The following is a 23,411-nucleotide window of genomic DNA, read 5'->3' as shown; positions in this document are numbered from 1 at the left end:
ACAATGTCACAAAAGTTAAGAAATAAAGCTTTTGACTATTCAGCAGCATTTATTGTTTTAATAGCGGTAATTATATGCCTGGTTCCATTTCTTTATGTTCTTTCGGCATCACTTAGTTCCAATAGGGCGATTATTTCCCAGTTGGTTACCATATACCCTATAGACTTTAATATTGAAGCCTACAAAGTTGTATTCGCTGATGGCGGTATGTTGTACTCAATGTTTTTCACTGTGATTCTGGTCCTTGTATATGCGCTCCTTGCATTGTCGGTCACCGTTTTGGCAGCGTACGCAATGAGTAGAAAAAGGCTCAAGGGCAGAAAAGTAATAATGTTAGTAATGGTGTTTACCATGTATTTTAGTGGTGGTTTAATCCCGGATTATATGCTTATAAAGGACTTAAATCTTTTGAACACTCCATTTGCACTGATTCTACCGAGTATGATGAGCGTATTCAATATGATTATATTAAAATCATTCTTTGAGAACTTGCCGGAAAGCCTCGAGGAAGCTGCATACCTGGATGGATGCAATGACCTGCAGATACTGCTCAAAATCATGCTGCCTCTTTCCAAGCCGGCACTTGCTACCATCGCATTACTATACGCAGTATTCAGATGGAATTATTTTCAGGACGCTCTATTCTATATTACGGACGAAAATCTGTATACCATCCAACTTAAACTATACAATGTGATTAATATTTCACAACAAATGGCTGGAGAAAATATCAATTTAAATATTCCTTCAGAAGCACTGAAAGCAGCAAGCATTATGTTTGGTACAATTCCGATTCTTCTAGTATACCCATGGCTCCAGAAATACTTTGTATCCGGAATTACCATTGGTGCAACGAAAGGTTAATGGGTTTGTGAAAAAGATTATTTTAATCTGATTCGCGAATTTATATAAAAATTAATATATACAAAAGGAGAGGCTTTCTATGAAGGTAAAGGCACTAAAATCTATCTTTGCTTCTTTCACTGCACTGGCACTTGCTACTTCTTTGGTTGGTTGTCAGAGTACAGCATCAAGCGACAAACAAAGTGGTACAAAAGAAAAAACAACAGACAAGACAACAGAACATCGAACGTTAAAGGTTGAAGTTTTTGATAGAGGCAAACCTGGTCAGCCTGATTTAAATAATAACTACTGGACAAAGTATATCAACGATACTTTCGGCAAGAAGTACAATGCAACTGTAGAGTTTGTTCCAGTTCCTAGAACCCAGGAAGTAGACAAGTTAAATGTATTGATGGCAGCAGGTGAGGCACCTGATATCGTCTTCACCTATAACCAGGGTACTGTTTATAATTATGTACAGCAAGGTGGATTGGCAGACCTTGGTCCAGCACTTAAGGAGCATGGATCTGATCTCACAAAGTATCTTGGAGATGATTTATTAAAGTATGGGAAGTTTAGCGATAAGCAGTTTGCAATACCAGGGAAGAGAACTGTACTCCTAGGTATGAATACATTTATCCGTAAAGACTGGCTCGATAAACTCGATCTTCCTGTTCCTACTACACCAGAAGAGTTCTATGACACTATGGTTGCATTCAAAGAAAAGAATCCCGGAAATGTAAGCGGAGTCATTCCTTTTGGATATTCACTTCAACCGGCATATCCAGGATTAGGTAACATACCAGATGCATTTAAACCATCTGATCTGACTAAAAAGCAGTTTGCTACACTGCAGACAAGTCCTGGTTACCAGGCAAACTGGAATTTACCAGGATTTAAACAGGCGATTCAATATGTGAATAAGATGTATAATGACGGCTTGATTAGCCCGGCTTTCGCAACTGACAAAGATGCAAAACTGCTAGATGCAGATATTTCCAATGGAAAAGTTGGAGCATTTACCACGAACTGGGATGGTCCGTACAGAACTGCTCCTGGTACCCTTACCAATCTTAGAAATAACGTCCCTGGTGCAGAACTGATCCCTATTGATCCTTGGAAAAATGACGCTGGAAAGACTCCTAAGGCAGGATATTCTCCTAATGGCATGTTCATACTTGTACCGAAAGCAAGTAAAAATGTTGACCTTGCGATACAATATCTTAACTGGATGGCTGACCCAGAGGTAACGCTCTTCTTACAGAATGGTGAGGAAGGCGTAGATTACAACATGGTTGATGGTGTTCCAGTTCAGACAGGAACTACAAATGAAGGCGAAAAGATGATGACTGTTGCAAACAATCTCGACTATGATATTCTTTCAAATGGTATCGAGCTTGGCGATAAGGAAAAGAACGTTGCAGCTGTTTCTGCGGGATATCCAGGTTTTGAAGAAGAAGTACAGAATGCATTGAAGGTTGGGTCTGTGGATTACTATGCTCCTTACTATTTTTCAACACCGAATTCTGCTGACGCAAAATATAATACCTCGCTTAAGGACTTTTCTGCTCAGATGCTTGCAAAATTAATTTCTGCTAAGCCAACTGAAGTAGACAGCCTGTACAAAACTTTGGTTGACCAGTACATGGGTCAAGGCGGACAGGCAGTTTATGATGAATATGTAAAGAATTACAATGATCAAAATAAGAAATAAATAATAGATTACCAAGTTAGAAACTGTCTCTTTATGAGGCGGTTTCTAACTACTATACTAGTATTATAAAAATTAATAACACAAATACATATTGGTTCTGGAGTAAATGCTGTGCTATTAATAACCTATGATAAGAAGGGCGGTGTGTATCATTATGTTACAGATAGACGGCTGGTTTTATCGAGTGTGTACATGGATTTATCACTTTACCTTACTAAACCTTCTATTCTTGATTAGTTGTATACCGATTATTACAATATTTCCAGCTACTGCAGCTGCTTTTGGAGTAACAAGACAGTGGGTAAAAAAGAAAGAACCTCCGATTGTCACAACATACATTCGATTAATGAAAGAAAATTTCAAACAAAGCATGGTTGTTGGGATTTTTATTGTCATTGTAGGGATGTTGCTTTATGGTGATTTCCGTATCATTACAAAAATTGACTCAAACATAAAAATCGCCCTATACATGTTTTTCTGTTTAATGACCGCTTTCTATGTTGTTATTGTGTTACATGTGTTTCCGTTAATGGTTAATGGTTATTATACAGGCAAGCAGTTACTTATAAATGCTTTGAAATTTGGCTTGTATAAATTTCACCTGACGTTAATCAACCTGATTTGTCTGTATGGGCTTTTTTTAATTTCTGTAAAGTTTCCATTCTTCTTTCTTTTCTTTTTCTCAAGTATAGCTATTTTCATAACCTATTGGCTAAGTGAATTTAAATTTACACAGTTGGCAGTTGAAACTGGAATTAAGACTAAAAAGAACCTCTTAAAAACTCATTCCTAATCCAATTCCTGCCAAATTACCATTTTTAACAAACCTATTATACTAATAAAAGACTCTTGCCCTACAGTCTACTTAATCCTAAAAAACCGACATTCGTTTTGAATGTCGGTTTTTTGATCTTACCAGCGTACGGTTAGCATTTTTCTTCTTGTGTAGAATTCTACTCCGTCTGTTCCATTGGCATGCAGATCGCCGTAGAAGGATTTTTTCCAGCCGGAGAAGGGGAAGAAGGCCATGGGAGCAGGGACACCAACATTTACCCCTAGCATTCCCGCTTCGATATTTTCTCTAAAATAACGAACGGCACTGCCGCTATCAGTGAATAAGCAGGCGCCATTTCCAAAGTCTGATTGGTTGGCTAATTCTACAGCTTCTTCAAGGCTGTTGACCCTTACAATGGAAAGGACAGGAGCAAAAATTTCCTCTTTCCAAATTCTCATTGAAGGATCCACGTTATCAAAAATAGTTGGTCCAATGAAAAAGCCATTTTCATGATAAGCTTCATCTTTTCGCCCGTCACGGACTAATGTTGCACCCTCTTTTTGACCAATATCAATATAATTCGCTGTTCTAACCTTGTTTTCCTCACGAATAACAGGTCCTAAGAAGACATCTTCATCCAGTCCATTACCTATTTTCATTTCATCTGCATGCTCATTGAGAAGCTTGACTAATGGTTCAGCGACATCTCCGACCGCTACTACAATTGAACAGGCCATACATCGTTCACCTGCTGAACCATACGCAGCGTTAATAATTTCTTTTACGGATGACTCTAGGTCTGCATCCGGCATTACGATGGAGTGATTTTTGGCACCAGCTAAAGCTTGAACGCGTTTGCCATTCGCAGCTGCTGATTTATAGATATACTCTGCCACAGGCTGAGAACCAACAAAAGAAATCGCCGGTACATCCTTATGGTCCAATAAACCATTAACGATATCATGTGCACCATGAACAATATTTAAAACCCCATCCGGCAGCCCGGCTTCTTTAAACAGCTCCGCCAAACGGTTGGCAAGAATCGGAGTTCTTTCAGATGGCTTTAATATAAAAGTGTTTCCGCAGGCAATAGCAAGGGGGAACATCCAGCATGGAACCATCATCGGGAAGTTAAACGGAGTTATGCCCCCGACTATTCCAACAGGATAGCGATACATTCCTGATTCGATATTTGTTGCAATGTCAGGAAGCTGTTTGCCCATCATCAGCGATGGGGCTCCTGAAGCGAATTCCACGCATTCGATTCCACGCTGTACCTCTCCGTAAGCCTCTTTATAGCTTTTTCCGTTTTCCTTTGTGATTAACGTGGCAAGTTCATCCCAATGCTCCATCAATAATTGCTGATATTTAAAAAGAATACGTGCCCGCTTTGGTACAGGTGTTTTACTCCAGGTTTTAAATGCTTCTTTTGCAGCTTTTACTGCTAAATCAAGGTCTTCACGTGTAGATAGAGGAACATGTGCAAGTTCTTCACCAGTAGCAGGATTTGGAACGATTTCATATTTATCTGAGTTGGACTCGATCCACTCACCATTAATAAAATTTTTTAGTACTGTAACAGCTGTAGTTGTCATACGTCTTTACCCCTTTCAATCGATTAATAGATTCAAACCTTTAAGGAATTAAATTATCACCATTTCTAATCCCTTTACCTAAAGAACTGTGGACTCGTAGGTAAACTGATAATGATAGCAAACATGGTAAAGGTCCACTAATTCACTGTGAGTTGGGATTCTCGGGTTATTTCCAGGGCTTCCGCTATTGATGGCATCGACCGCCATTTTCTCCACCACATTTTCAAAAGCACTTTTATCGATTCCCCATCCCTTAAGATTAGGGATATTCAGTTTTTGGCAAAGTTCCTTTACTGAGTTCACTGCGATTTGTGCTGCCTCCTCATTGGAAAGGGTTTCATTTTCAGGTTTAATAATTCGACCAATATCTGCTAATCTATCGATACAGGCATCCTTACTAAATTCCAATACGGCCGGCAGCAGCATAGCATTTGATATGCCATGTGGGACGTGGAACAGTGCTCCAATTGGCCTGCTCATCCCATGAACAAGGCAGACAGAGGCATTGGAAAATGCCATTCCCGCTTGAAGAGCTCCTAGTGACATGGCTTCACGCGCATTTTCATTTTTTTCATCCTTATAAGCAATTAATAAATTTTCTAAAATAAGCTTCATAGCCGATAATGCCAGCATATCCGTCATTGGTTGTGATTTTCTTGATAGATACGCCTCAATCGCGTGGCTCAGCGCATCAACTCCTGTAGCTGATGTTACACTAGGAGGGGATGACATGGATAATAATGGATCCACAATCGCCACATCCGGCATAAAAGCAGGTTGTTTAATCATCATCTTGACATCGTTTTTTGTATCCGCAATAACGGTTACATCCGTAGCTTCTGAACCGGTACCTGCTGTTGTTGGAATCGCAATATGCGGAACCGCAGCTTTGACAGCCATTTTCTTCTCCTGCATGTAATCCCCGATATATCCTCCGTTTGTGGCAAGGACAGCAATTGCTTTAGCTGTGTCAATACAGCTGCCGCCGCCTAAGGAAATCACAAGATCACAATTTTCCTCATTAAAAAGTTCCAGTGATTCCTCTACATACATATCTGTTGGTTCTGAATTTACCCCAAGATAAACAGCACTTTCTATTCCTTCCTTTTGAAGAAGGTTTTGACATTGATTAACGTAGCCAAGTCCAGCCATCATTTTATCGCTGACAATAAGAGCTTTCTTTCCTCTTAATCTCGCTTCCTTCCCAACATTTTCAAAAGACTTTCTACCATAAAAAATTGATTTTGGTGTTCGAAATACTGCAAAATTCTCCACTCTCGTTCTCACCCCTTACTAAACTTTACACATATCTAAAATGCAAGAAGTATGCCAAGTGGAGAAGTAGCGTAAGGCAGGCTTTTGTTGATATCATTTTGTAGGAATAACACTACATGTGTAGCTTTTTTGCAGTGTTGCCACTACACTATCACTAAACAGATGGTGCTATTTATTCAATTTAATAGATTCCGTGCTTTTTTAATTTTTGATAAAGAGTTGTACGATGAATTCCAAGAATATTTGCAGCGCTTGATTTATTGCCACCAGCTTGTCTTAAAGCTTGAAGAACGATTTCTTTTTCTTTTAAATTGCCCTCCATTTTAGCTTCCGCTATTAAAGTTGGAGCCTTGGAAGGAGTAGTATCCTGTATTTCCTCAATCTTGTTATGAATTGACAGTGGCAAATCTCTTATTTCAATTGTGATTCGATCAACAAGTGTTACAATTCTTTCAATCGTATTGGCCATCTCTCGAATATTGCCGCGCCAATGATAATTCATAAACGCAGCTACTGCCTCTGCAGATAATGATTTAACAGGCACTTGATATTTCTCACAGATTTTCTTCATATAATGAGCAATTAAAATTGGTATGTCTTTCTTTCGTTCCCTTAGTGGTGGCAGCGGCAACTGAATGATATTAATCCGGTAATATAAATCTTCACGAAACGCTCCTTTATCCACCATTTCCTTTAAATCACGATTGGTGGCACTGATGATTCTCGCATTAATTTGATATTTTTTAACCCCGCCTACACGTTCTACCTCTTTCTCCTGAAGAACACGCAATAGTTTGGTTTGCATGACGAGCGGCAACTCACCTATCTCATCAAGAAAAATCGTTCCATTATCTGCTAATTCAAATTTACCTGGTTTTCCGCCTTTTTTTGCACCGGTAAATGCACCTTCTTCATAACCAAATAGCTCTGATTCAAATAAATGCTCTGGTATCGCTCCGCAGTTCACACTTATAAAAGGACCCGTAGAAAAAGGACTTAAATGATGAATACTTTTGGCAAACATTTCTTTTCCTGTCCCACTTTCTCCCGTAATTAAAACGGTTGCCGCCGTTCTTGCAGCTTTTCTGGCGATTCGTTTAACATGAAGAATTTCATCACTTGTACCAATAATCTGATCAATGGTAATTCTGCTGTCCCTCTCTTCTTTTAATGTAAAGAGATCTTTTTGAGGGTCATTCTTTCGGTTACTTTCTTGTAATCTCTCATAAATTTTATAAACCTCACTTACCCCTTCGAAGATGAGCATTCCAATTGCTCCAACCACTCTGCCTTCCCGCCATATCGGGATACGGTGAACAACCATGTCCTGTCCGTGTATATTTTGCAGGACCCCGCGCTGTGCAACGCCTGTTTTAACTGTAATATGTAAGTTGGTATTATCAATCACTTCAGTGACATGTCTTCCAATTGCATCTTCTCTTTTAATGTCAATGAAACGGCAATAGGCTTCATTAAATTCCTGAAGCATCCCATTTTCATCCACAACTGCAATCCCTTCAAAGGCACTCTCTGATATGGCCGCTAATGCTTCTACAGAAATTTGCCTTTGCTGCAATTTGTACATGTATTTAGAAAAACCCTCTAAAATATCTCGCTGTGTTAGAACTCCGATCAGTTTTCCACTATCATCCAATACTGGTAAGTGACTATAGGGCAGTGATTTGACATCCAAGATGGAATCAGTGGGACGGATACAAACTACATTTCTATTTAAAAAGCTTGAAGCTAATTCCTCATGATTTGCTTCATGAAGAAAATGAGAAAACAAATTTCGCAATGTAATCATACCTAAGAATTGTTCGTTGTCATCAATTACTGGCAAACAATCTACTCGTAACTTCTCCATTTTCTCCGCTGCTTCCCTTATCGTTCCCCCAGGTAAAATCGCATAGGGGCTTGGGGTCATCCAATTTTTCACCATAATAATCTCAGTTTGATAAAGGTCCTTAACATACCAATCTGATTGCTGCACCAATCATATCCCCACACTTTCCCTTTGTTTCCTCTATCATATCAACAATTTCCTGATGCAGAAACTAGCAAACTAACTATATCTTTGAAGAAGTGGTTATTTTTTACTAATCATTCACATTAAAAATTCATAAGCCTAATCCATTTCAATATTTTTTTTACGAATGTCAGGGGGATCCAAAATCTCTTTGTAATTGTTACAAAAATGTCAGTTTTTGCTCTTACCCAGGAAATTTCATGACATTCTTATTTCAAATCTCTGTCCTAATTTAAAATTAAAACAATGCTAGAGTAATAAAAGCAAGAATCCAAAGGTAATTAGAACCACATAAGTAAGACAACTTTTGATATGTTGAGCTAAGAACAAAAGCTGTCTATTGAATGAGGGTTGTATGTAGCTCAAAGTATAGATAGGGAAAGCGATTACATTTCTATAGAAGTTTACAAGGAGGAATTATTTTGGCGAAGGATATTGGAAAGAGAATTAGATTAAGTCGAAGGAAAGATGATCATGTTGCCATGCAAGAACAGGTTAACTGGGCTTTGGAGCAATTTAGAGAGAAACTTGAAGAGAAGTGGTTAAGTGTTGAAATAGCTGACAATATTACGTACGAAGAAGGAATAGGGTTTCCTATAATCGTAGGAGGACCTCACACTGCAGCTTTTGATTTCCAGCATTTAATAAAAGATAGCCAACCCATTCAGCCAGAATCTTTTTTCATTACATCAACTATAGAAAGTGGACAAAAATCACTGGTAGTACTAGGTGCGGATGTACGAGGATTGGTGTATGCACTCCTTGAATTATCAGATATAGTAATGCATTCAAATGATCCAGTAGAGGAGCTTTTGAATTTACAACCAATAAAAAATCAACCGGCAAATCCGGTTAGAAGCATCAATCGACTATTTGTAAATGAAAAAACAGATAAATTATGGTTTTATGATAAAACATTTTGGCGTGAATACTTAACAGAGTTAGCAAGTCAGCGTTTCAATCGTATTCATCTCGCTCTTGGTATGGGGTATGACAATGGTCATGATCCAGATATTAAAGATTTTTATTTTTGTTTTGCTTATCCTTTCCTTGTCTCTGTACCTGGTTACCAAGTAACTGTTCAAGATTTAACCGATGAAGAGAGGGACAAAAATTTACAGATGCTCCGCTTTATTGGACAAGAAGCAAATCGCAGAGGGTTGGAATTCCAAATTGGACTATGGACACATACTTATGAGCCAGAGGAAAGCCCTAACATCCGTTATAAAATTGAAGGACTTCAAGAAGAAAATCATGCAATATACTGCCGTGATGCATTAAAAACACTATTACAGTCTTGTCCTGAAATCGATGGAGTAACAATCCGTGTTCATTATGAAAGTGGAATACCTGAGCCAGCACATTTATTTTGGGAAGTAGTATTTCAAGGTGTAGCAACATGTGGTAGAAAAATTAATCTTGATCTCCATCCGAAAGGGATTGATGATGAACTCCTTCAAGTGGCTGAGAAAAATGGTGTACCTTTTTCAATTTCACCAAAATTCTGGGCAGAACATATGGGACTGCCTTACCACCAAGCTGCCATCAGGGAGACAGAACTTCCAATTGAACCGACCCCCGAAGCAGGTAAGATGATTGTTACTACCACTTCAAGACGGTTCACCCGATACGGATATGCTGATTTTTATAAGGAAGACCGCAACTATGATCTATTCTTCCGCATTTGGCCAGGTACACAAAGGGTACTTTTATGGGGAGATCCGGAGATGGCTGCAGGGTATGGTCGTTCAGGCAGTTTCTTAGGTGCCAAAGGGGTAGAAATAATGGAGCCGCTTTCTTTTAAATCACGGAAAACGACAGAGACACCTACAGGAAGAGACCCTTATGCAGATCCAGCATTACGTTTTGGAGTCGGGGACTGGAAAAAATATAAGTACACTTATCGGCTGTGGGGGCGGTTATTATATAACCCAGATGCAAGTCCTGAATCATGGCACCGATTTTTAAGAAGTGAATTTTCAGAAGCTGCCGAATCATGTGAAAAATCATTAAAGTATGCTAGTCGGATTTTACCATTATTAACCGTTGCACATTCACCATCAGTAGCCAACAACAACTATTGGCCTGAAATGTATAGTAATATCTTTATTATCGATCAAGAAAAGAAACCAGATTATCACTGTGATGGTCGTGAACCTCATACCTTTAATGCAGTAAGTCCATTGGACCCGGCTTTATTTTATCGAGTGGATGAATTTGCTGATGATATGGTTCGAAATCAAAGGCAGGGCAAGATATCTCCTATTCAAACTGCAGACCTTTTAGAAGATTTAGCCTTGACAGCACAACATTATTTGCAAGAAGCCAAGGGGAAAATTGACAACCAGAATGATCCAGCATTCCGGAGATGGGTGATTGATATTGAAGCACAAATTGGTTTGGGACACTTTTTTGCAAATAAATTTAGAGCTGGAACAGCATATGAGTTCTTTGAAAGAGTCGGAGATGCAAGTTTGCTAGAACAAGCGCTTAAATATTATCGCTTGGCTAAAAATGCATGGGAGCAAGTAATTGAAGCTACCAAAGATGTTTATACCGATGATATCACATATGGATATGTTTCTTTTATGCGCGGGCATTGGGCCGACCGATTACCAGCAATCGAAGAAGACATTCGGAATATGGAAAATCAAATCCAGTTAGCAAGAAATAATGTTTCATCAAAAGAAATTGAAAAAGCGAAGAATTGGCTACTCAATCAACAGATGGAGTTACCAGCATATAATCACATACCACCGAAGTCATTCGAAAGAGGTCAGAGTGTACAAATTAGTTTGAATATACAAGATATTCCTTCTGATTACCAAGTTTATTTAAACTATCGTCATGCAAACCAGGCAGAAAGTTATCAATCTATTAAAACGGTACGGGATGCTGATTTATTTACGGCAGACATTCCAGCTTCGTACACCGATAGTCCGTATCCAATAATTTACTTTTTCGAATTTGAGAACGACGAAAAGCAAAAGAGAACTTGTCCAGGATTTGATAAGAATTTAAGCAATCAGCCTTATTTCTCCATTCGATTAGCGAAATAAGAAATCATAGTAGGCATGAGAGGGATAATCCTCTCATGTCTATAAAAATAAAATGAATCTTCCAATTAACAAATTTAAGAAAAGAAACAAGATAGATTTGAACAGGACAACTAATGACATACATATGGGTAAGTCTCAACTCCCAATCTATAAATTCCTTGATAAGTTACCCTTCTTTAAATAGTAGAGTTTCGCATCAAAGGACAACTTTTTACATCTATTTGATTTGCAAGGACTGCCTGTTGAATGCCTGGTGAAGGAAAGTAACAATAGATAAAAAGTAAGCGGTTACAAATAAAGTGGATTGAAAGGAGACCTAAGATGAGGATACAGAGTATCGAAACTTTTTCTACAAAAGAAATATGCATCGTTAGGATCCGTACGGATTCAGGTGAGGAAGGATATGGTCAAGTTGCTCCCTATCATGCAAACATTTCGGCGATGGTCCTCCATCAACAAATTGCACCGCATGTTCTTGGGTTTAACCCATTAGATATTGACGGAATAGTGGACCGTTGTATTGAAGCGGAGCATAAGTTTCCTGGTTCCTATATTTGCAGGGCTGTTGGTGGTGTTGATACCGCCTTATGGGATCTTAAAGGAAAATTAGAAGGAAAAAGTGTTTGTGAGCTATTGGGTGGAACAAATCGTCCTATTCATGTGTATGGCTCTAGTATGAGAAGAGATATATCTCCTCAAGATGAAGCAAATCGATTAAAGGAATTAATGAATAACAAAGGATATACGGCCTTTAAAATTCGTATTGCTAATAACTTTGGTAAAAACATAGATATATGGCCAGGAAGAACGGAAGAAATTGTACCGGCCGTACGTCGCGCCATTGGTGATGACACAGCATTGATGGTAGATGCAAATAGTGGTTATACACCAGATAAAGCAATTGAGGTTGGACGGATGCTTGAAAAATATAATGTAGCTCACTTTGAAGAACCTTGTCCTTATCCTGAAATTGAGTGGACTGCTGAAGTTACTAGAGCATTAAAAATACCTGTAGCAGGTGGAGAACAGGATAATTGCCTATCTCAATGGAAAAGGATAATTGATTTAAAAGCAGTCGATATTGTCCAACCGGATATTTGTTATCTTGGTGGAATATCTAGGACTCTTAAAGTCGCAAAAATGGCAAGTGAAGCAGGTTTGCCTTGTACTCCACATGCTGCCAATTTGTCAATGGTTACCGTTTTTACCTTACATGTTCTAGGTGCAATTGAAAATGCTGGACCATACTTAGAATTTAGTATTGAAAATAACCCATGGGTAAAAGACTTATTTTATCCAACATTAGAAGTAAGGAATGGCATGGTAGATATTCCACATGGAATAGGATGGGGAGTTGAGATTAATAAAGATTGGTTAAAAAAAGCGGATTATAAAATCACACAACTTCATTAAAAAGGGGTGGACGAATGAAAAATACGGTAGTAAATTCAAATGCTCATCTCTCGATAATGAGCAAAAAAACGTCTAAGTGGCAAATTCTCTGGAAACAAATCGTAAAGCACAAATATTTTTATCTACTCATGTTGCCAGGTATCTTGTATTTTATTATTTTTAGGTATGCTCCAATGTGGGGGCTTGCCATTGCATTTAAGGACTACAGTCCTTTTAAAGGATTAATGGGAAGTCCGTGGGTCGGATTTAAACATTTTATAGATTTATTTACTTATGATTATTTTTATACGTTATTACGTAACACACTTGTCATTAACTTTATGAGTTTAATTCTATACTTTCCTGTGCCGATTATTTTGGCATTATTGCTTAACGAAATACGTCATGATGTTTTCAAACGTGTTAATCAATCGATTATTTACCTGCCGCATTTCTTATCATGGGTGGTTGTTGCAGGGCTAACCTTTTTCATGTTATCGACAGATGTTGGTGCAATTAATAAACTATTGAATTCTTGGTTTGGAGATACGTTTGCTTTTTTGTCAAATGATAATTTATTTTGGCTTATCGTTACGTTTCAAAGCATATGGAAAGATGCTGGGTGGGGTACCATTATCTTTTTAGCGGCAATTGCCGGAGTCAATCCTAGTTTATACGAAGCAGCAGTCGTGGATGGAGCGAATCGTTGGAGACAAATATGGCACATTACGCTGCCGGCTATTCGACATGTTATCATCATTTTATTAATCCTTCGATTAGGGAGCATGATGGATGTTGGATTTGAGCAAATTATTTTAATGCTGAATCCGTTGGTCATGGAAGTGGGGGATGTATTTGATACTTATGCCTTTACACAAGGGATCCTTAGAGGGGATACAAGTATCGGTGTAGCGGTTGGTATGTTTAAGGGAATTATCGGTCTAATCATGATACTGGGGGCAAATTGGATTACAAAGAAATTTGGAAATGAAGGTATTATGTAACTGTTTAAAAGATTTCTACTAAAATAGGAGGTTGAATAATGAGCTCTGTGACAAAAAAACGGCTCACAGCAGGGGACTATATCATCTACTCTATTATTGCTGCTATCTCAATAATCTGTTTAGCCCCTTTTCTATATGTAGTAAGTATTTCACTTACTGATCCGGAAGTTTATGTACCTTTTGAGTTTAATTTAATCCCTGAAAAATTTTCACTAGATTCCTATTTTTATCTTTTGTCAACAAACAGCTTTTTATCGGCTTTGAAAAACACCGTATATATCACTGTTGTTGGAACGATATTTAATCTTATTGTAACTTTTTCGATGGCATATGGATTGACGAGAAAATCATTACCTGGACGTAAATTTATTTTCTATGCTGTAATATTTACGCTTGTATTTAATCCGGGAATCGTTCCCAATTTTTTACTCGTTCAAGAGCTTGGGTTAATCAATTCGCATTGGTCTTTAATCTTAGTCAGTTTGACCAATGCTTGGAGTTTATTAGTTGTAAAAAGCTTCATGGATTCTCTTCCAGCTGAACTAGAAGAAGCAGCTAGAATTGATGGCTGTAATGATATAGGGGTATTTTTTAGAATTATCATTCCCCTTTCAATGCCGGCGATTGCAACTTTTACATTATTCTTTGCAGTAGCCCATTGGAATACGTATTTTAATGCCTTAATATATCTTACAGATTCCTCCAAGTGGACACTCCAAATGTTGATTAAGACACTCGTTATTGATTCAGGTTCAGATGCAGTAGGACAGGCTGGCGCCACACCGGAGCAAGCAACACTGCCACAAGAAACCATCCGGATGGCTTCCATTGTTTTAGCCATGCTTCCAATTTTGGTTGTCTATCCTTTCTTACAAAAATATTTTGCTAAAGGAGTTATGCTTGGATCTATAAAAGAATAATTCAGGAATTATAACCTGAAAGGGGTGATGTAAGAGATTTATAAACATCGCTAGTAAAATTAAAAAACTTTTTATGGGGGTAAAAAATGGAGAAATTATCGGTTAAAAAGTGGCTATCGTTGTTTATGGTCTTTGCACTTTTGATTACGGGAGCATTGGCGGGGTGTAGTAACGACTCCAAAACAAACACGGAATCAAAAGATAATGATGTGGCAGATAGTTCAAAACCACTAGAAATTAAAATGGTATTACCACTATTTGAAGAAGTACCCGATATGAAAAATCAATTCTGGACGGAGTTCCAAAAAAGAACCAATACAAAATTGGATATTGAATGGGTCCCTTCTGGAGATTTTGACACAAAATTTGACTTGGTTTTATCATCTGGAGCATTACCTGATGTGATTTGGGCACCAGATATTAACAGTCCAAATTTATTGAAAGCGATTGAGAATGGTGCATTTTGGGAAGTTGGTAAATTCTTAGGTGACTTTAGTGACTATCCAAACTTTGAGAAATATTCAAGTCCAAATGCTTGGAGATTTTCAAAAGTTGATGACAAGATATATGGAATTCCTAGAAACCGTCCAAGTGTTGACCAAGGGATTAAGATACGTAAAGATTGGTTAGACAATTTAGGACTCCCAGTTCCAACTACATTAGAGGAATATGCTGATGCTTTAGAAGCCATGGTAAAACAAGATCCAGATGGAAATGGAAAAAATGATACGATTGGTCATGTACATTCATATGGTGGAACAGGAATTCACTCAGCAATTGCAGCAGGTTTTGGAGCATTAGATCCTGCATATGATGATGAAGGTGGTATGATCCATTATAACCTCCATCCAGGATTTGTAGATACAGTCAAATATTTTAGAGACTTGTATTCTCGTGGAATTTTACCAAAGGAATTTTCTACTATGAGCACCACTCAGACTCAAGAATTATTTGAATCTGGAAAAGCGGCATCATATATTCGAAATATTTGGAGAGCATGGATGTTCCAGGATTCTATTAAAAAATCAGAACCGAATGCGGAAGTAATTGTACTTGATCTTAAGGGCCCTAAGGGACCTGCAGTACAATTGGAGCCTGGCGTATATGGATCCCTTATGCTTTCATCTAAGTTATCGGAAGAAAAAGTAAAGCGGATATTAGATTATTTCGAGCAAACGAATACTCCTGAATTTTTCGATTTTATTTTCTATGGTCAAGAAGGTGTTCACTATAATCTTGATGATAAAGGAAATAAAGTAACCACTGATGTAGGAAAAGTTGAGATTGGAACATCTGTTCAACAGCCTTTACCTTTAGCTTATACTACATGGATGAAAAGCGTGGATAAAAATGCACCAAAAGAATACAATGACCGAATTTTAAAGGAAACTGCACACTTTGAAGAAATAGGAAAAGTGAATCCTTTCTCTTATTTAAAATCCGACACATGGACATCTGTATGGCCACGATACCAAAATGAATGGCAAAGTAATGTTGTTAAAACAATTGTTGGCGAAATGTCAGCAGATCAATTTGAGAAGTACATTGATAGTTTGAAAAATAAGAGTGAATTTAAGAAAGCGTTTAAGGAATTCGATAAATCTTATAAAGCAATCTGGAAGAAATAAATGCACAGAGAATTCACATGAACTAAAGAACAACATAAGGTTTCCAATACCACAGTCCTTAAGACTGTGGTATTTTTCGAGTGAAATCATACTATTTTTAATTTTTCATAAATTCTGTTATTTAAAAGGAATTTCTTATGAAAAAGTCGAATTTTAACATACGTGATGTAAAAACATGTAAAGCGGTGAGATATTGTGCAAATTAAGTTGAACAACATCTTAAACTATTTTAGTAATGAGGGAAGAAACCAAAAAGGATACTTTTATCGGTTAATTTGGATCGGGTGCATGTCTGCGTTTATTCCGGTAATCTTAATTGGCGGACTCTACTATTATTTCGCAACTACATCGTTAAAAGACCAAATCAAAAGGGATTCCGAAGCTTCATTAGTTTTGTTTAAGGAACGAGTAGAGAGTATTCTTCAATCAATCGAATTAGAATCCCACCAACTAGCATCCAATCCCATTATTCGGGACTCTTTTTCCACCCCACAGTTTAGCCAAAATATATCTGCTCAACTTGACCTACTACAACAATTAAAACTTTCAAAGTTAAATAATAATATAATTGAAGAGGTTTATTATTATAATACTGTTGATAATTTTGTTTTGTCTAATGAATATGGCTATATTTCAAAAGAGGCTTTTAAGTATCAAAGAGACATTGAAAAGATTATTGAGGAAAACCAGAGTACAGCATGGATGCGCTTACCAATAGCAAGTAAAAAGGGCTATATTTCTCTAGCTCGGAAACTCCCAATCCTGGACTCAGGAAAACCAAAAGGATTACTTGTGATATTGGTGAAAGAAAAGGTATTTCTAGATTATTTTCCTAGCAATAATCAACAGATATCCTTTATTCTAGATCATCAAAATAAAGGATTATTTTTAGATAATAAAACATTATCTTCGATTAAGAACACACATGAAAGCGCTTTTAATAGAATTATAGATGAAAATTCAAATTCCGGTGTCTTTTATGATGTGGATAAAAATCAACAACGAACATTATACATTTATAATGGAAGGTCAACATTAGGCCGTGTCTATATTTCTTTGGTACCGGAATCAGCAATCACTGAAGAGCTAAGTTTGTTTCGATGGATGATTTTTTCATCTGCATTCGTCATTTTATGTATTGGTATGCTATTTACCATCATTTACGCAAGACGAGCGTATAATCCGATTAAACAATTAGTTGATTTTAGTCAGTCACTAGGTGAAATGGACATTTCTTCTAACCTAAAAAATGAAATTACGATTATCCAAGATTCTATACAGAACCTTAGTAAGGAAAAACAAAAATTAAGGAAATATAAAGAAGAAATAGAACCGACTTTAAGAGAATGGTTTTTTCAACAGATTTTGGAAGGGAAATATGTCATTGATCATTTTCTCTATAAAAAGTGTAAAGAGTATAACATTCCTATCCAAAGTCAATATGTTGTCATCGCCATTAACGGTGTTAATCTCATGACAGAAGATAATGCTGAAAATGATGATAAACATGTTAGTTTGTTAGTAGTCAAGAGTATCCTTAATGAATTATTTCAAATCGATCCATCCTTGGAAGCAGTTGACATAAACACGATTCAAGATAATGTTGCTGTCATATTTCGTTATAAAGAAGATATGTCAAGCGAGGAAATTAAAGATAAACTTTATAATACATCCCTTTTGATTACTGACTCCCTTCAAAAACGTTTATTCTCAGATTTTAGTATTGGTGTCGGGAGGATTTATCAAGATATAAAATATATTTGTATTTCTTTTGAGGAGGCATTACTGGCCCTTCAATATCGAATTTATAAGGATTCCGATACTGTGTTATTTATTGAAGACGTTGAGCAATCAAAGAATAAAGGAATGTTCTTTTATCCGAGGGACCTTGACGCCAGAATAGTAGAATCGTTAAAAGTGGGAGATTTAGACCTAGCCCAACTAACACTCCATGATTTTTCTAAATCTACTTCTTTATTTAAATCATACAACAGCACTTTGCAATGCTTTTATCTTTTGCTCTCTTCTATTATTTTTTCTCTTGAGAAGCAGGGGCAAAGTATAAAGGACATTTTTGAGCCAGATTTATTTAATCAATTAAAATCTCTTAAAACGCTAGACGAGATCAATAAATGGTTTATCGAATACTTATTCCCATTCTACGAATCATTTAGTGAAGAAACAGAAACTTCATCTGGAACATTGGCAGTAAAACAGATTTGTCAATATATAAATGAAAATATCGCTAAAGATATTACTCTTACACAATGTGCTGAATTGGTAAATTTAACTCCTTCCTATTTGAGTCGCCTTTTTAAAAAAGAAGTGGGTATGAATTTTAGGGAATACGTTTTAATTAGAAAAGTTGAAAAAGCCAAAAGCTTGTGCTTGCAGACTGATGTTCGTACAAGTGAGATTGCTGAAGCTGTTGGATATTCAGAAAGAAATCTTACACGATTATTTGTAAAATATGTTGATATGACGATAAGTCAATATAGGAATAGTAATCGTTAATATGTTTAATAGGGGGGCTAACCTTTGAAACTTGTGTATGATCATAGTGATCTTATGACTCGGTTTGGGGCAGACGACATTAAACAAAGTCTAGAAAAAAAGAATATATATTATGTGGAACAGTATGAAAAGTACCCAAATGCTTTAAACCCCTCTCAAGGTATCCTAGTGCGTAAGTTAGAAAAAGTGAAGGATAAATTAGGTAATGACGGATTTTCCATTAAACGGATTGGAGCACTTATTCTTATAGAAGGAGCTCATTCCCGTGGGATTATGTACGGATGTTTTGAATGGGCTGAAAGGATTTTACTAGGCAAGAATTTAAAGGATGGTGAAGAGATCCATCAAAAACCAGCATTAGAACTTAGAGGGATTAAATTTAATTTACCTTATGCTGCTTTTGATGAAGGAGACCCTTTCCTTAAAAATGAAAAAACATGTATGGATATGAATTTTTGGAGACCTTATCTCGATATGCTTGCAAAAAACCGTTATAACTGTTTGAGTTTATGGTCGGAGCATCCATTCCATCTTATGGTTGTCTCACATAAATATAGAAATGCGAATCCATTTAGTGATGATCAAATCCAAAAGAATATTCATTTCTTTAAAGAGTTACTACATTATGCTGCTAATAGAGGTATCGACGTCTATTTGTTTACTTGGAATATTAGACTGTTGCCTGAAGTGGCAAGGGGATTAGAACTTCCAGAAACTGTAGGAGACTTTGGGAACATGTATGATCACTTGATTCATCGCGTAGGGATTTCACTGAACCGTTTTCGGGGACAATCAGAAATTATCAAAGATTACTTTCGAGAAATGATTTTACAAGTATTAATCACTTATCCCGAACTTAAGGGCATAGGAACCTCGGCTAGTGAATGGATGGATGGTACAGGCTATGAAAGGGAACAATGGATTGCTGAAACTTATTTAAAGGCTATTAAAGAATCAGGTCGTAGAATTCCATTTATTCATCGTACAAATATGCAAAATGCAGGGAAAGAAATCAAGGATATGATTCAAAATCAATTTGATAAAGAGGATTTCTTTATTAGTTGGAAATATTCCAATGCACATTGCTATTCTCATCCCAATCCTCCATTTGAAGATAGATGGAATGCGTGGGAAGGTGTAGATCTAGAAAATACCCAAGTTTTATTTACGGTCAGAAATGATGATGTATTCACCCTTCGGTGGGGGGATCCTGATTATATTCGTTCCTATGTTAAAGGAATGATAAAACCATATGTGAAAGGGTTTTATTGGGGAGCAGATGGGTATATTTGGGGGAAAGATTTTCAGCATATTGATCATGGTCACAAGACATGGATATATGATTTCGAAAAACACCTGTTCCAATTCCAGCTCTGGGGGCGGCTATCTTATAATCCTGAACTCGATGATAGTGTTTGGGAACATTTATTACGGGATATTTATGGACAAGAGAATGCTGGACAATTTCTAGAAGGATTACGCTATGCCTCTAAAATCATACCAGCCGTAAATCGGCTTTTCTGGTTGGATTACGACTTTCAATGGCACCCTGAAAGCTGTCTTTCCCAAGTTTCAGGATTTAAAACCATTCTTGATTTTGTTGATGGAAATGCCATGCCGGGAGTTGGAGTAATAGGTATTGCGGAGTTTGCACAAGCAGAGTACGAAGGTACGCTAAAACAACTTGCGGGTCAGTTTCAAGAGACTCCAATAGACATTATTAATATACTGACCGAATCACCTAATAAAGTGGAAGCGATTTGTTCAAAGCTAAGTTGCTCGTTGGGAGATTTTAATGCTAGTCATAACCAGTGTACCCTTCTAGACCTGCAAAGCTGGGTAGAAATGGGTCGTTATTACAAATGCAAATTCCATGCCGCACTTGAATTAAAACGTTACAGTTTAAATAGAAATCCGCAACATATATCTCTTGCGATATCATTATTAGAACAGTCTTGCACTCACTGGGAACGTCTAGGACATTACTGGAGCCTTCATAATAAACCCTATTTTATGGCAAGAGTGAAGATGAACTTTGGGTATCCATATTACTTAGAAAATACGAAAAAGGATATAGAACTAACAAAACAATATGTTAATTTTTTTCATCAATAGAAAAACAGCACAGTTCACTCTGTGCTGTTTTTAGTGCTTAGATCTGCTTTGTAATTTAGGATTTGGATTGTTAAGTAATAAATTTATAATAATAATTTTTTTATCTAGGTATTGGTTAAACCGCAGTTATAGGAATTAAGACAACATAAAAAAGGTGATTTCATCATATTTATCAACAATGAGAGGATAAAGAGGTGAAAACATGTTAGGTAATGTTGGTAGAAAATTCATCTGGTTCCTGTTCGGAAGTACGGCTTTTGCTGCTTTTATCGGATATGTACTGTTTAAGGCTGGACTCATTTCATTTCCTGGTATTTCTAATTCCCAAACAGCACTGAATACTAATAATCATAATCGTGTTAGAAGAGTCGGTAGAATTCGAGTTACTTAGAGATTTTTAAATCACCACGGTGTACTTTTAGTCGTTCAAATCTTTAATATGAAAAGAACAATAATATGAAGTTACTAAATCCAAACTTGGTATGCCTATGGCTGCCAAGTTTGTTGTTGTAATAGCGTATACTAGGTAGGTGGTTCGACCTTTAATCCACTTAGTATAATAATTAAACTAATAATATAAAGTGATTTCAAAAATGCATTGACCTTTCTGAAAATAATAATAAAATGATTATATAAGTACATTCCATTAATTAGCCAAAAACGGGGGAGAGATTTGGCGAATTGTAACAAATCAATAGATTATTTGGCAATACTTTGTTTGTTGACTGTTTAAACAAAGTTAATGATTGATGCATTACTAAATTCATAGGAGAATTTTGAAAAATGACTAAAAGTAAATTAATCATAAATGACGATAGAAATAATGTTCCAAAGGCACCAAAAGATCCGGTAGCAAAACGGGATAGCTTTTTTGTATTGTTTGAGAAAGTGATTGAGGCAACTCCCCGTAATGAAGGTAAGCCCTCACAGGAAATCTATTTGGATGGAGAACGATTAAAAAGTATTGCAAAACTTGTGGGTGGCGTAATAGATGAGGAAATTTTGAATCTACTTGTAGATTGTAAGGGATTTCATAATCTCGTTCACAGTATAGGTGTCGTAATAACAACAGAAAATGAACATGCAGGAAAAATCAATTTTGTATTACAAAATTATGGAAAACAACAAAAATATGAAACTGGAACATTACTTAGATTAGCTTGTCCAACAGATGGAACCGAAATGATTTTAGAACTTGGAGATTTCCAATGGTCTCAAGATGATGATGTTGTAGGTAAATTTGCCTTTGAATTTGACCATCCTGGTACACTAGCAACAGCAAGTGTCAAATTCTATTTGCATGATGCCTATAAAGTACCCGAGATGTCGCCTGAACCACCGGTCGCATTCGGGTCAAAAGATTACCAGGATATGATTAGAAAATCCCTACTAAACAAAGGAAACAATCATAGATTAAAAGCAGCAATTGAAAAAGCAGAAAAAGGCGAGGATGTTACCATCGCTTATATCGGGGGCTCCATTACTCAGGGGGCAGGAGCAAAACCAATTCATACTCATTCTTATGCCTACCAATCTTATTTTAAATTTAAGGAAATGTTTGGGAAAGATGATGGGAAGAATGTCCATTTTGTAAAAGCTGGAGTTGGAGGTACACCCTCTGAGCTCGGCATGATTCGCTATGAACGGGACATTTTAAGGAATGGAGAAGTAGAGCCGGATATCGTGATTGTCGAGTTTGCGGTAAATGATGCAGGAGACGAAACCAACGGAATATGTTATGAGAGTCTAGTTTTAAAAATACTTTCTTCTGAAAACAAACCAGCTGTAATTTTATTATTCAGCGTGTTTGAAAATGACTGGAATCTGCAAGATAGGCTTTCTCCTGTAGGGATACATTATCAACTTCCAATGGTAAGTGTAAAGGATGCAGTGGTAGAGCAGTTTAGGCTTACAAAGGAAGAGGGAAACATCATAACCAAGAGACAATTTTTTTATGATATCTATCATCCAACAAATGACGGTCATACCATAATGGCGGATTGTCTTTCTTATCTATTTTCAGAAACAAAGAAATCCATTAGAGATAGAGATGATAGTAACATAGCGAAATCGCCGGTTATTGGGAATTGTTTTAAGGATGTTCAGTTACTAGATAGGAAAGATAATAGAATAGGTGCAAGGATAAATAGCGGTAGTTTCAGTGAAACAGATGACGAATTGCAGATGGTAGAGATGGATGCTAATACTTTCGTTACTGCTCAATTTCCAAATAACTGGCTGCATACACCTACATCGGGAAATGAAAGTTTTAAAATGACAATCAACAGCAAAAGTCTCGTTCTGGTTTTTAAGGATTCAGGAAGTAGTGAATTTGGAACTGCGGAGATTTATGTGGATGGTGAACTTAAAATAACGGCTGACCCGCATGAAGTGAACTGGACTCATTGCAATGCTGTCATCTTGTATCAGGAGGATGTCTGCCGGGAACATCAGGTAGAAATCAAGATGGCTTCCAATCATGAAGATAAATGTTTTACAATTTTGGGATTCGGGTATACCTTGTAACTTTTCCAAAGTAGAACTGTTA

General features: G+C 36.9%; 15 protein-coding genes. 12 read left to right on the top strand and 3 right to left on the bottom strand.

Translation table 11 applies throughout. The annotated features are described in order from the left end of the window. Positions 1 to 3 precede the first annotated feature (3 nt). The 3 genes from M3189_RS00120 to M3189_RS00110 all read left to right on the top strand — a co-directional run bounded on the left by M3189_RS00120 (position 4) and on the right by M3189_RS00110 (position 3,350). Positions 4 to 864, top strand: a complete 861-nt coding sequence (locus M3189_RS00120; protein WP_251630676.1) for a carbohydrate ABC transporter permease — start codon at positions 4 to 6, stop codon at positions 862 to 864. Between the two features lie 79 nt (positions 865 to 943). Continuing rightward, positions 944 to 2,557: an extracellular solute-binding protein gene (locus M3189_RS00115; protein WP_251630674.1), complete on the top strand. Its 1,614-nt coding sequence runs from the start codon at positions 944 to 946 to the stop codon at positions 2,555 to 2,557. A 127-nt stretch (positions 2,558 to 2,684) separates the two neighbouring features. Further along, positions 2,685 to 3,350, top strand: coding sequence for a YesL family protein (locus M3189_RS00110; RefSeq protein WP_251630673.1), 666 nt, complete (start codon positions 2,685 to 2,687; stop codon positions 3,348 to 3,350). 119 nt (positions 3,351 to 3,469) lie between these two features. Here M3189_RS00110 and M3189_RS00105 read toward each other — a convergent pair whose 3' ends face one another. From M3189_RS00105 to M3189_RS00095, 3 genes are all read right to left on the bottom strand, one after another. Next, positions 3,470 to 4,927: a CoA-acylating methylmalonate-semialdehyde dehydrogenase gene (locus M3189_RS00105; RefSeq protein ID WP_251630672.1), complete on the bottom strand. Its 1,458-nt coding sequence runs from the start codon at positions 4,925 to 4,927 to the stop codon at positions 3,470 to 3,472. Positions 4,928 to 5,005: 78 nt separating this feature from the next. Further along, positions 5,006 to 6,202 carry an iron-containing alcohol dehydrogenase gene (locus M3189_RS00100; RefSeq protein WP_251630670.1) on the bottom strand — a complete coding sequence of 399 codons (1,197 nt, stop codon included), beginning with the start codon at positions 6,200 to 6,202 and terminating at the stop codon, positions 5,006 to 5,008. 181 nt (positions 6,203 to 6,383) lie between these two features. Further along, positions 6,384 to 8,144 carry a sigma 54-interacting transcriptional regulator gene (locus tag M3189_RS00095; protein ID WP_435368050.1) on the bottom strand — a complete coding sequence of 587 codons (1,761 nt, stop codon included), beginning with the start codon at positions 8,142 to 8,144 and terminating at the stop codon, positions 6,384 to 6,386. A 509-nt stretch (positions 8,145 to 8,653) separates the two neighbouring features. Between M3189_RS00095 and M3189_RS00090 the strand changes: the two genes are divergently transcribed. The 9 genes from M3189_RS00090 (at position 8,654) to M3189_RS00050 (ending at position 23,389) form a co-directional block, all read left to right on the top strand. Further along, positions 8,654 to 11,290, top strand: coding sequence for a hypothetical protein (locus tag M3189_RS00090; RefSeq protein ID WP_251630666.1), 2,637 nt, complete (start codon positions 8,654 to 8,656; stop codon positions 11,288 to 11,290). Between the two features lie 321 nt (positions 11,291 to 11,611). Further along, positions 11,612 to 12,703 carry a mandelate racemase/muconate lactonizing enzyme family protein gene (locus M3189_RS00085; RefSeq protein WP_251630664.1) on the top strand — a complete coding sequence of 364 codons (1,092 nt, stop codon included), beginning with the start codon at positions 11,612 to 11,614 and terminating at the stop codon, positions 12,701 to 12,703. A 14-nt stretch (positions 12,704 to 12,717) separates the two neighbouring features. Continuing rightward, a complete protein-coding gene (locus tag M3189_RS00080) occupies positions 12,718 to 13,686 on the top strand; it encodes an ABC transporter permease (RefSeq protein WP_251630662.1) in 969 nt (322 codons plus the stop codon). A gap of 38 nt (positions 13,687 to 13,724) precedes the next feature. Further along, the gene (locus tag M3189_RS00075) at positions 13,725 to 14,606 is read left to right on the top strand and encodes a carbohydrate ABC transporter permease (protein WP_251630659.1); all 882 of its coding nucleotides are present in this window, start codon (positions 13,725 to 13,727) and stop codon (positions 14,604 to 14,606) included. Positions 14,607 to 14,692: 86 nt separating this feature from the next. Next, the gene (locus M3189_RS00070; RefSeq protein ID WP_251630657.1) at positions 14,693 to 16,234 is read left to right on the top strand and encodes an extracellular solute-binding protein; all 1,542 of its coding nucleotides are present in this window, start codon (positions 14,693 to 14,695) and stop codon (positions 16,232 to 16,234) included. Positions 16,235 to 16,441: 207 nt separating this feature from the next. Continuing rightward, positions 16,442 to 18,748, top strand: coding sequence for a helix-turn-helix domain-containing protein (locus M3189_RS00065; RefSeq protein WP_251630655.1), 2,307 nt, complete (start codon positions 16,442 to 16,444; stop codon positions 18,746 to 18,748). 24 nt (positions 18,749 to 18,772) lie between these two features. Next, complete coding sequence (locus M3189_RS00060) at positions 18,773 to 20,863, top strand: hypothetical protein (protein ID WP_251630653.1); 2,091 nt, start codon at positions 18,773 to 18,775, stop codon at positions 20,861 to 20,863. A 202-nt stretch (positions 20,864 to 21,065) separates the two neighbouring features. Next, entirely contained in the window at positions 21,066 to 21,254 is a 189-nt protein-coding gene (locus M3189_RS00055) for a hypothetical protein (protein WP_251630652.1), read from the top strand. Between the two features lie 392 nt (positions 21,255 to 21,646). Further along, positions 21,647 to 23,389: an SGNH/GDSL hydrolase family protein gene (locus M3189_RS00050; RefSeq protein WP_251630650.1), complete on the top strand. Its 1,743-nt coding sequence runs from the start codon at positions 21,647 to 21,649 to the stop codon at positions 23,387 to 23,389. Positions 23,390 to 23,411: the final 22 nt, after the last annotated feature.

The sequence above is a fragment of the Neobacillus niacini genome, assembly GCF_023715415.1.
Lineage (GTDB): Bacteria > Bacillota > Bacilli > Bacillales > Cytobacillaceae > Neobacillus > Neobacillus niacini_C.
The sequence above is the reverse complement of the archived record's forward strand: the minus strand, read 5'-3'. Positions and strand labels throughout refer to the sequence as shown.

Excerpts from the sequence above, each read along its gene's own strand:
- M3189_RS00070 (WP_251630657.1), top strand. The coding sequence starts at position 14,693 with ATGGAGAAATTATCGGTTAAAAAGTGGCTATCGTTGTTTATGGTCTTT.
- M3189_RS00085 (WP_251630664.1), top strand. The coding sequence starts at position 11,612 with ATGAGGATACAGAGTATCGAAACTTTTTCTACAAAAGAAATATGCATC.
- M3189_RS00110 (WP_251630673.1), top strand. The coding sequence starts at position 2,685 with ATGATAAGAAGGGCGGTGTGTATCATTATGTTACAGATAGACGGCTGG.
- M3189_RS00050 (WP_251630650.1), top strand. The coding sequence starts at position 21,647 with ATGACTAAAAGTAAATTAATCATAAATGACGATAGAAATAATGTTCCA.
- M3189_RS00055 (WP_251630652.1), top strand. The coding sequence starts at position 21,066 with ATGTTAGGTAATGTTGGTAGAAAATTCATCTGGTTCCTGTTCGGAAGT.
- M3189_RS00075 (WP_251630659.1), top strand. The coding sequence starts at position 13,725 with ATGAGCTCTGTGACAAAAAAACGGCTCACAGCAGGGGACTATATCATC.
- M3189_RS00095 (WP_435368050.1), bottom strand. The coding sequence starts at position 8,144 with ATGGTGAAAAATTGGATGACCCCAAGCCCCTATGCGATTTTACCTGGG.
- M3189_RS00120 (WP_251630676.1), top strand. The coding sequence starts at position 4 with ATGTCACAAAAGTTAAGAAATAAAGCTTTTGACTATTCAGCAGCATTT.
- M3189_RS00105 (WP_251630672.1), bottom strand. The coding sequence starts at position 4,927 with ATGACAACTACAGCTGTTACAGTACTAAAAAATTTTATTAATGGTGAG.
- M3189_RS00115 (WP_251630674.1), top strand. The coding sequence starts at position 944 with ATGAAGGTAAAGGCACTAAAATCTATCTTTGCTTCTTTCACTGCACTG.
- M3189_RS00080 (WP_251630662.1), top strand. The coding sequence starts at position 12,718 with ATGAAAAATACGGTAGTAAATTCAAATGCTCATCTCTCGATAATGAGC.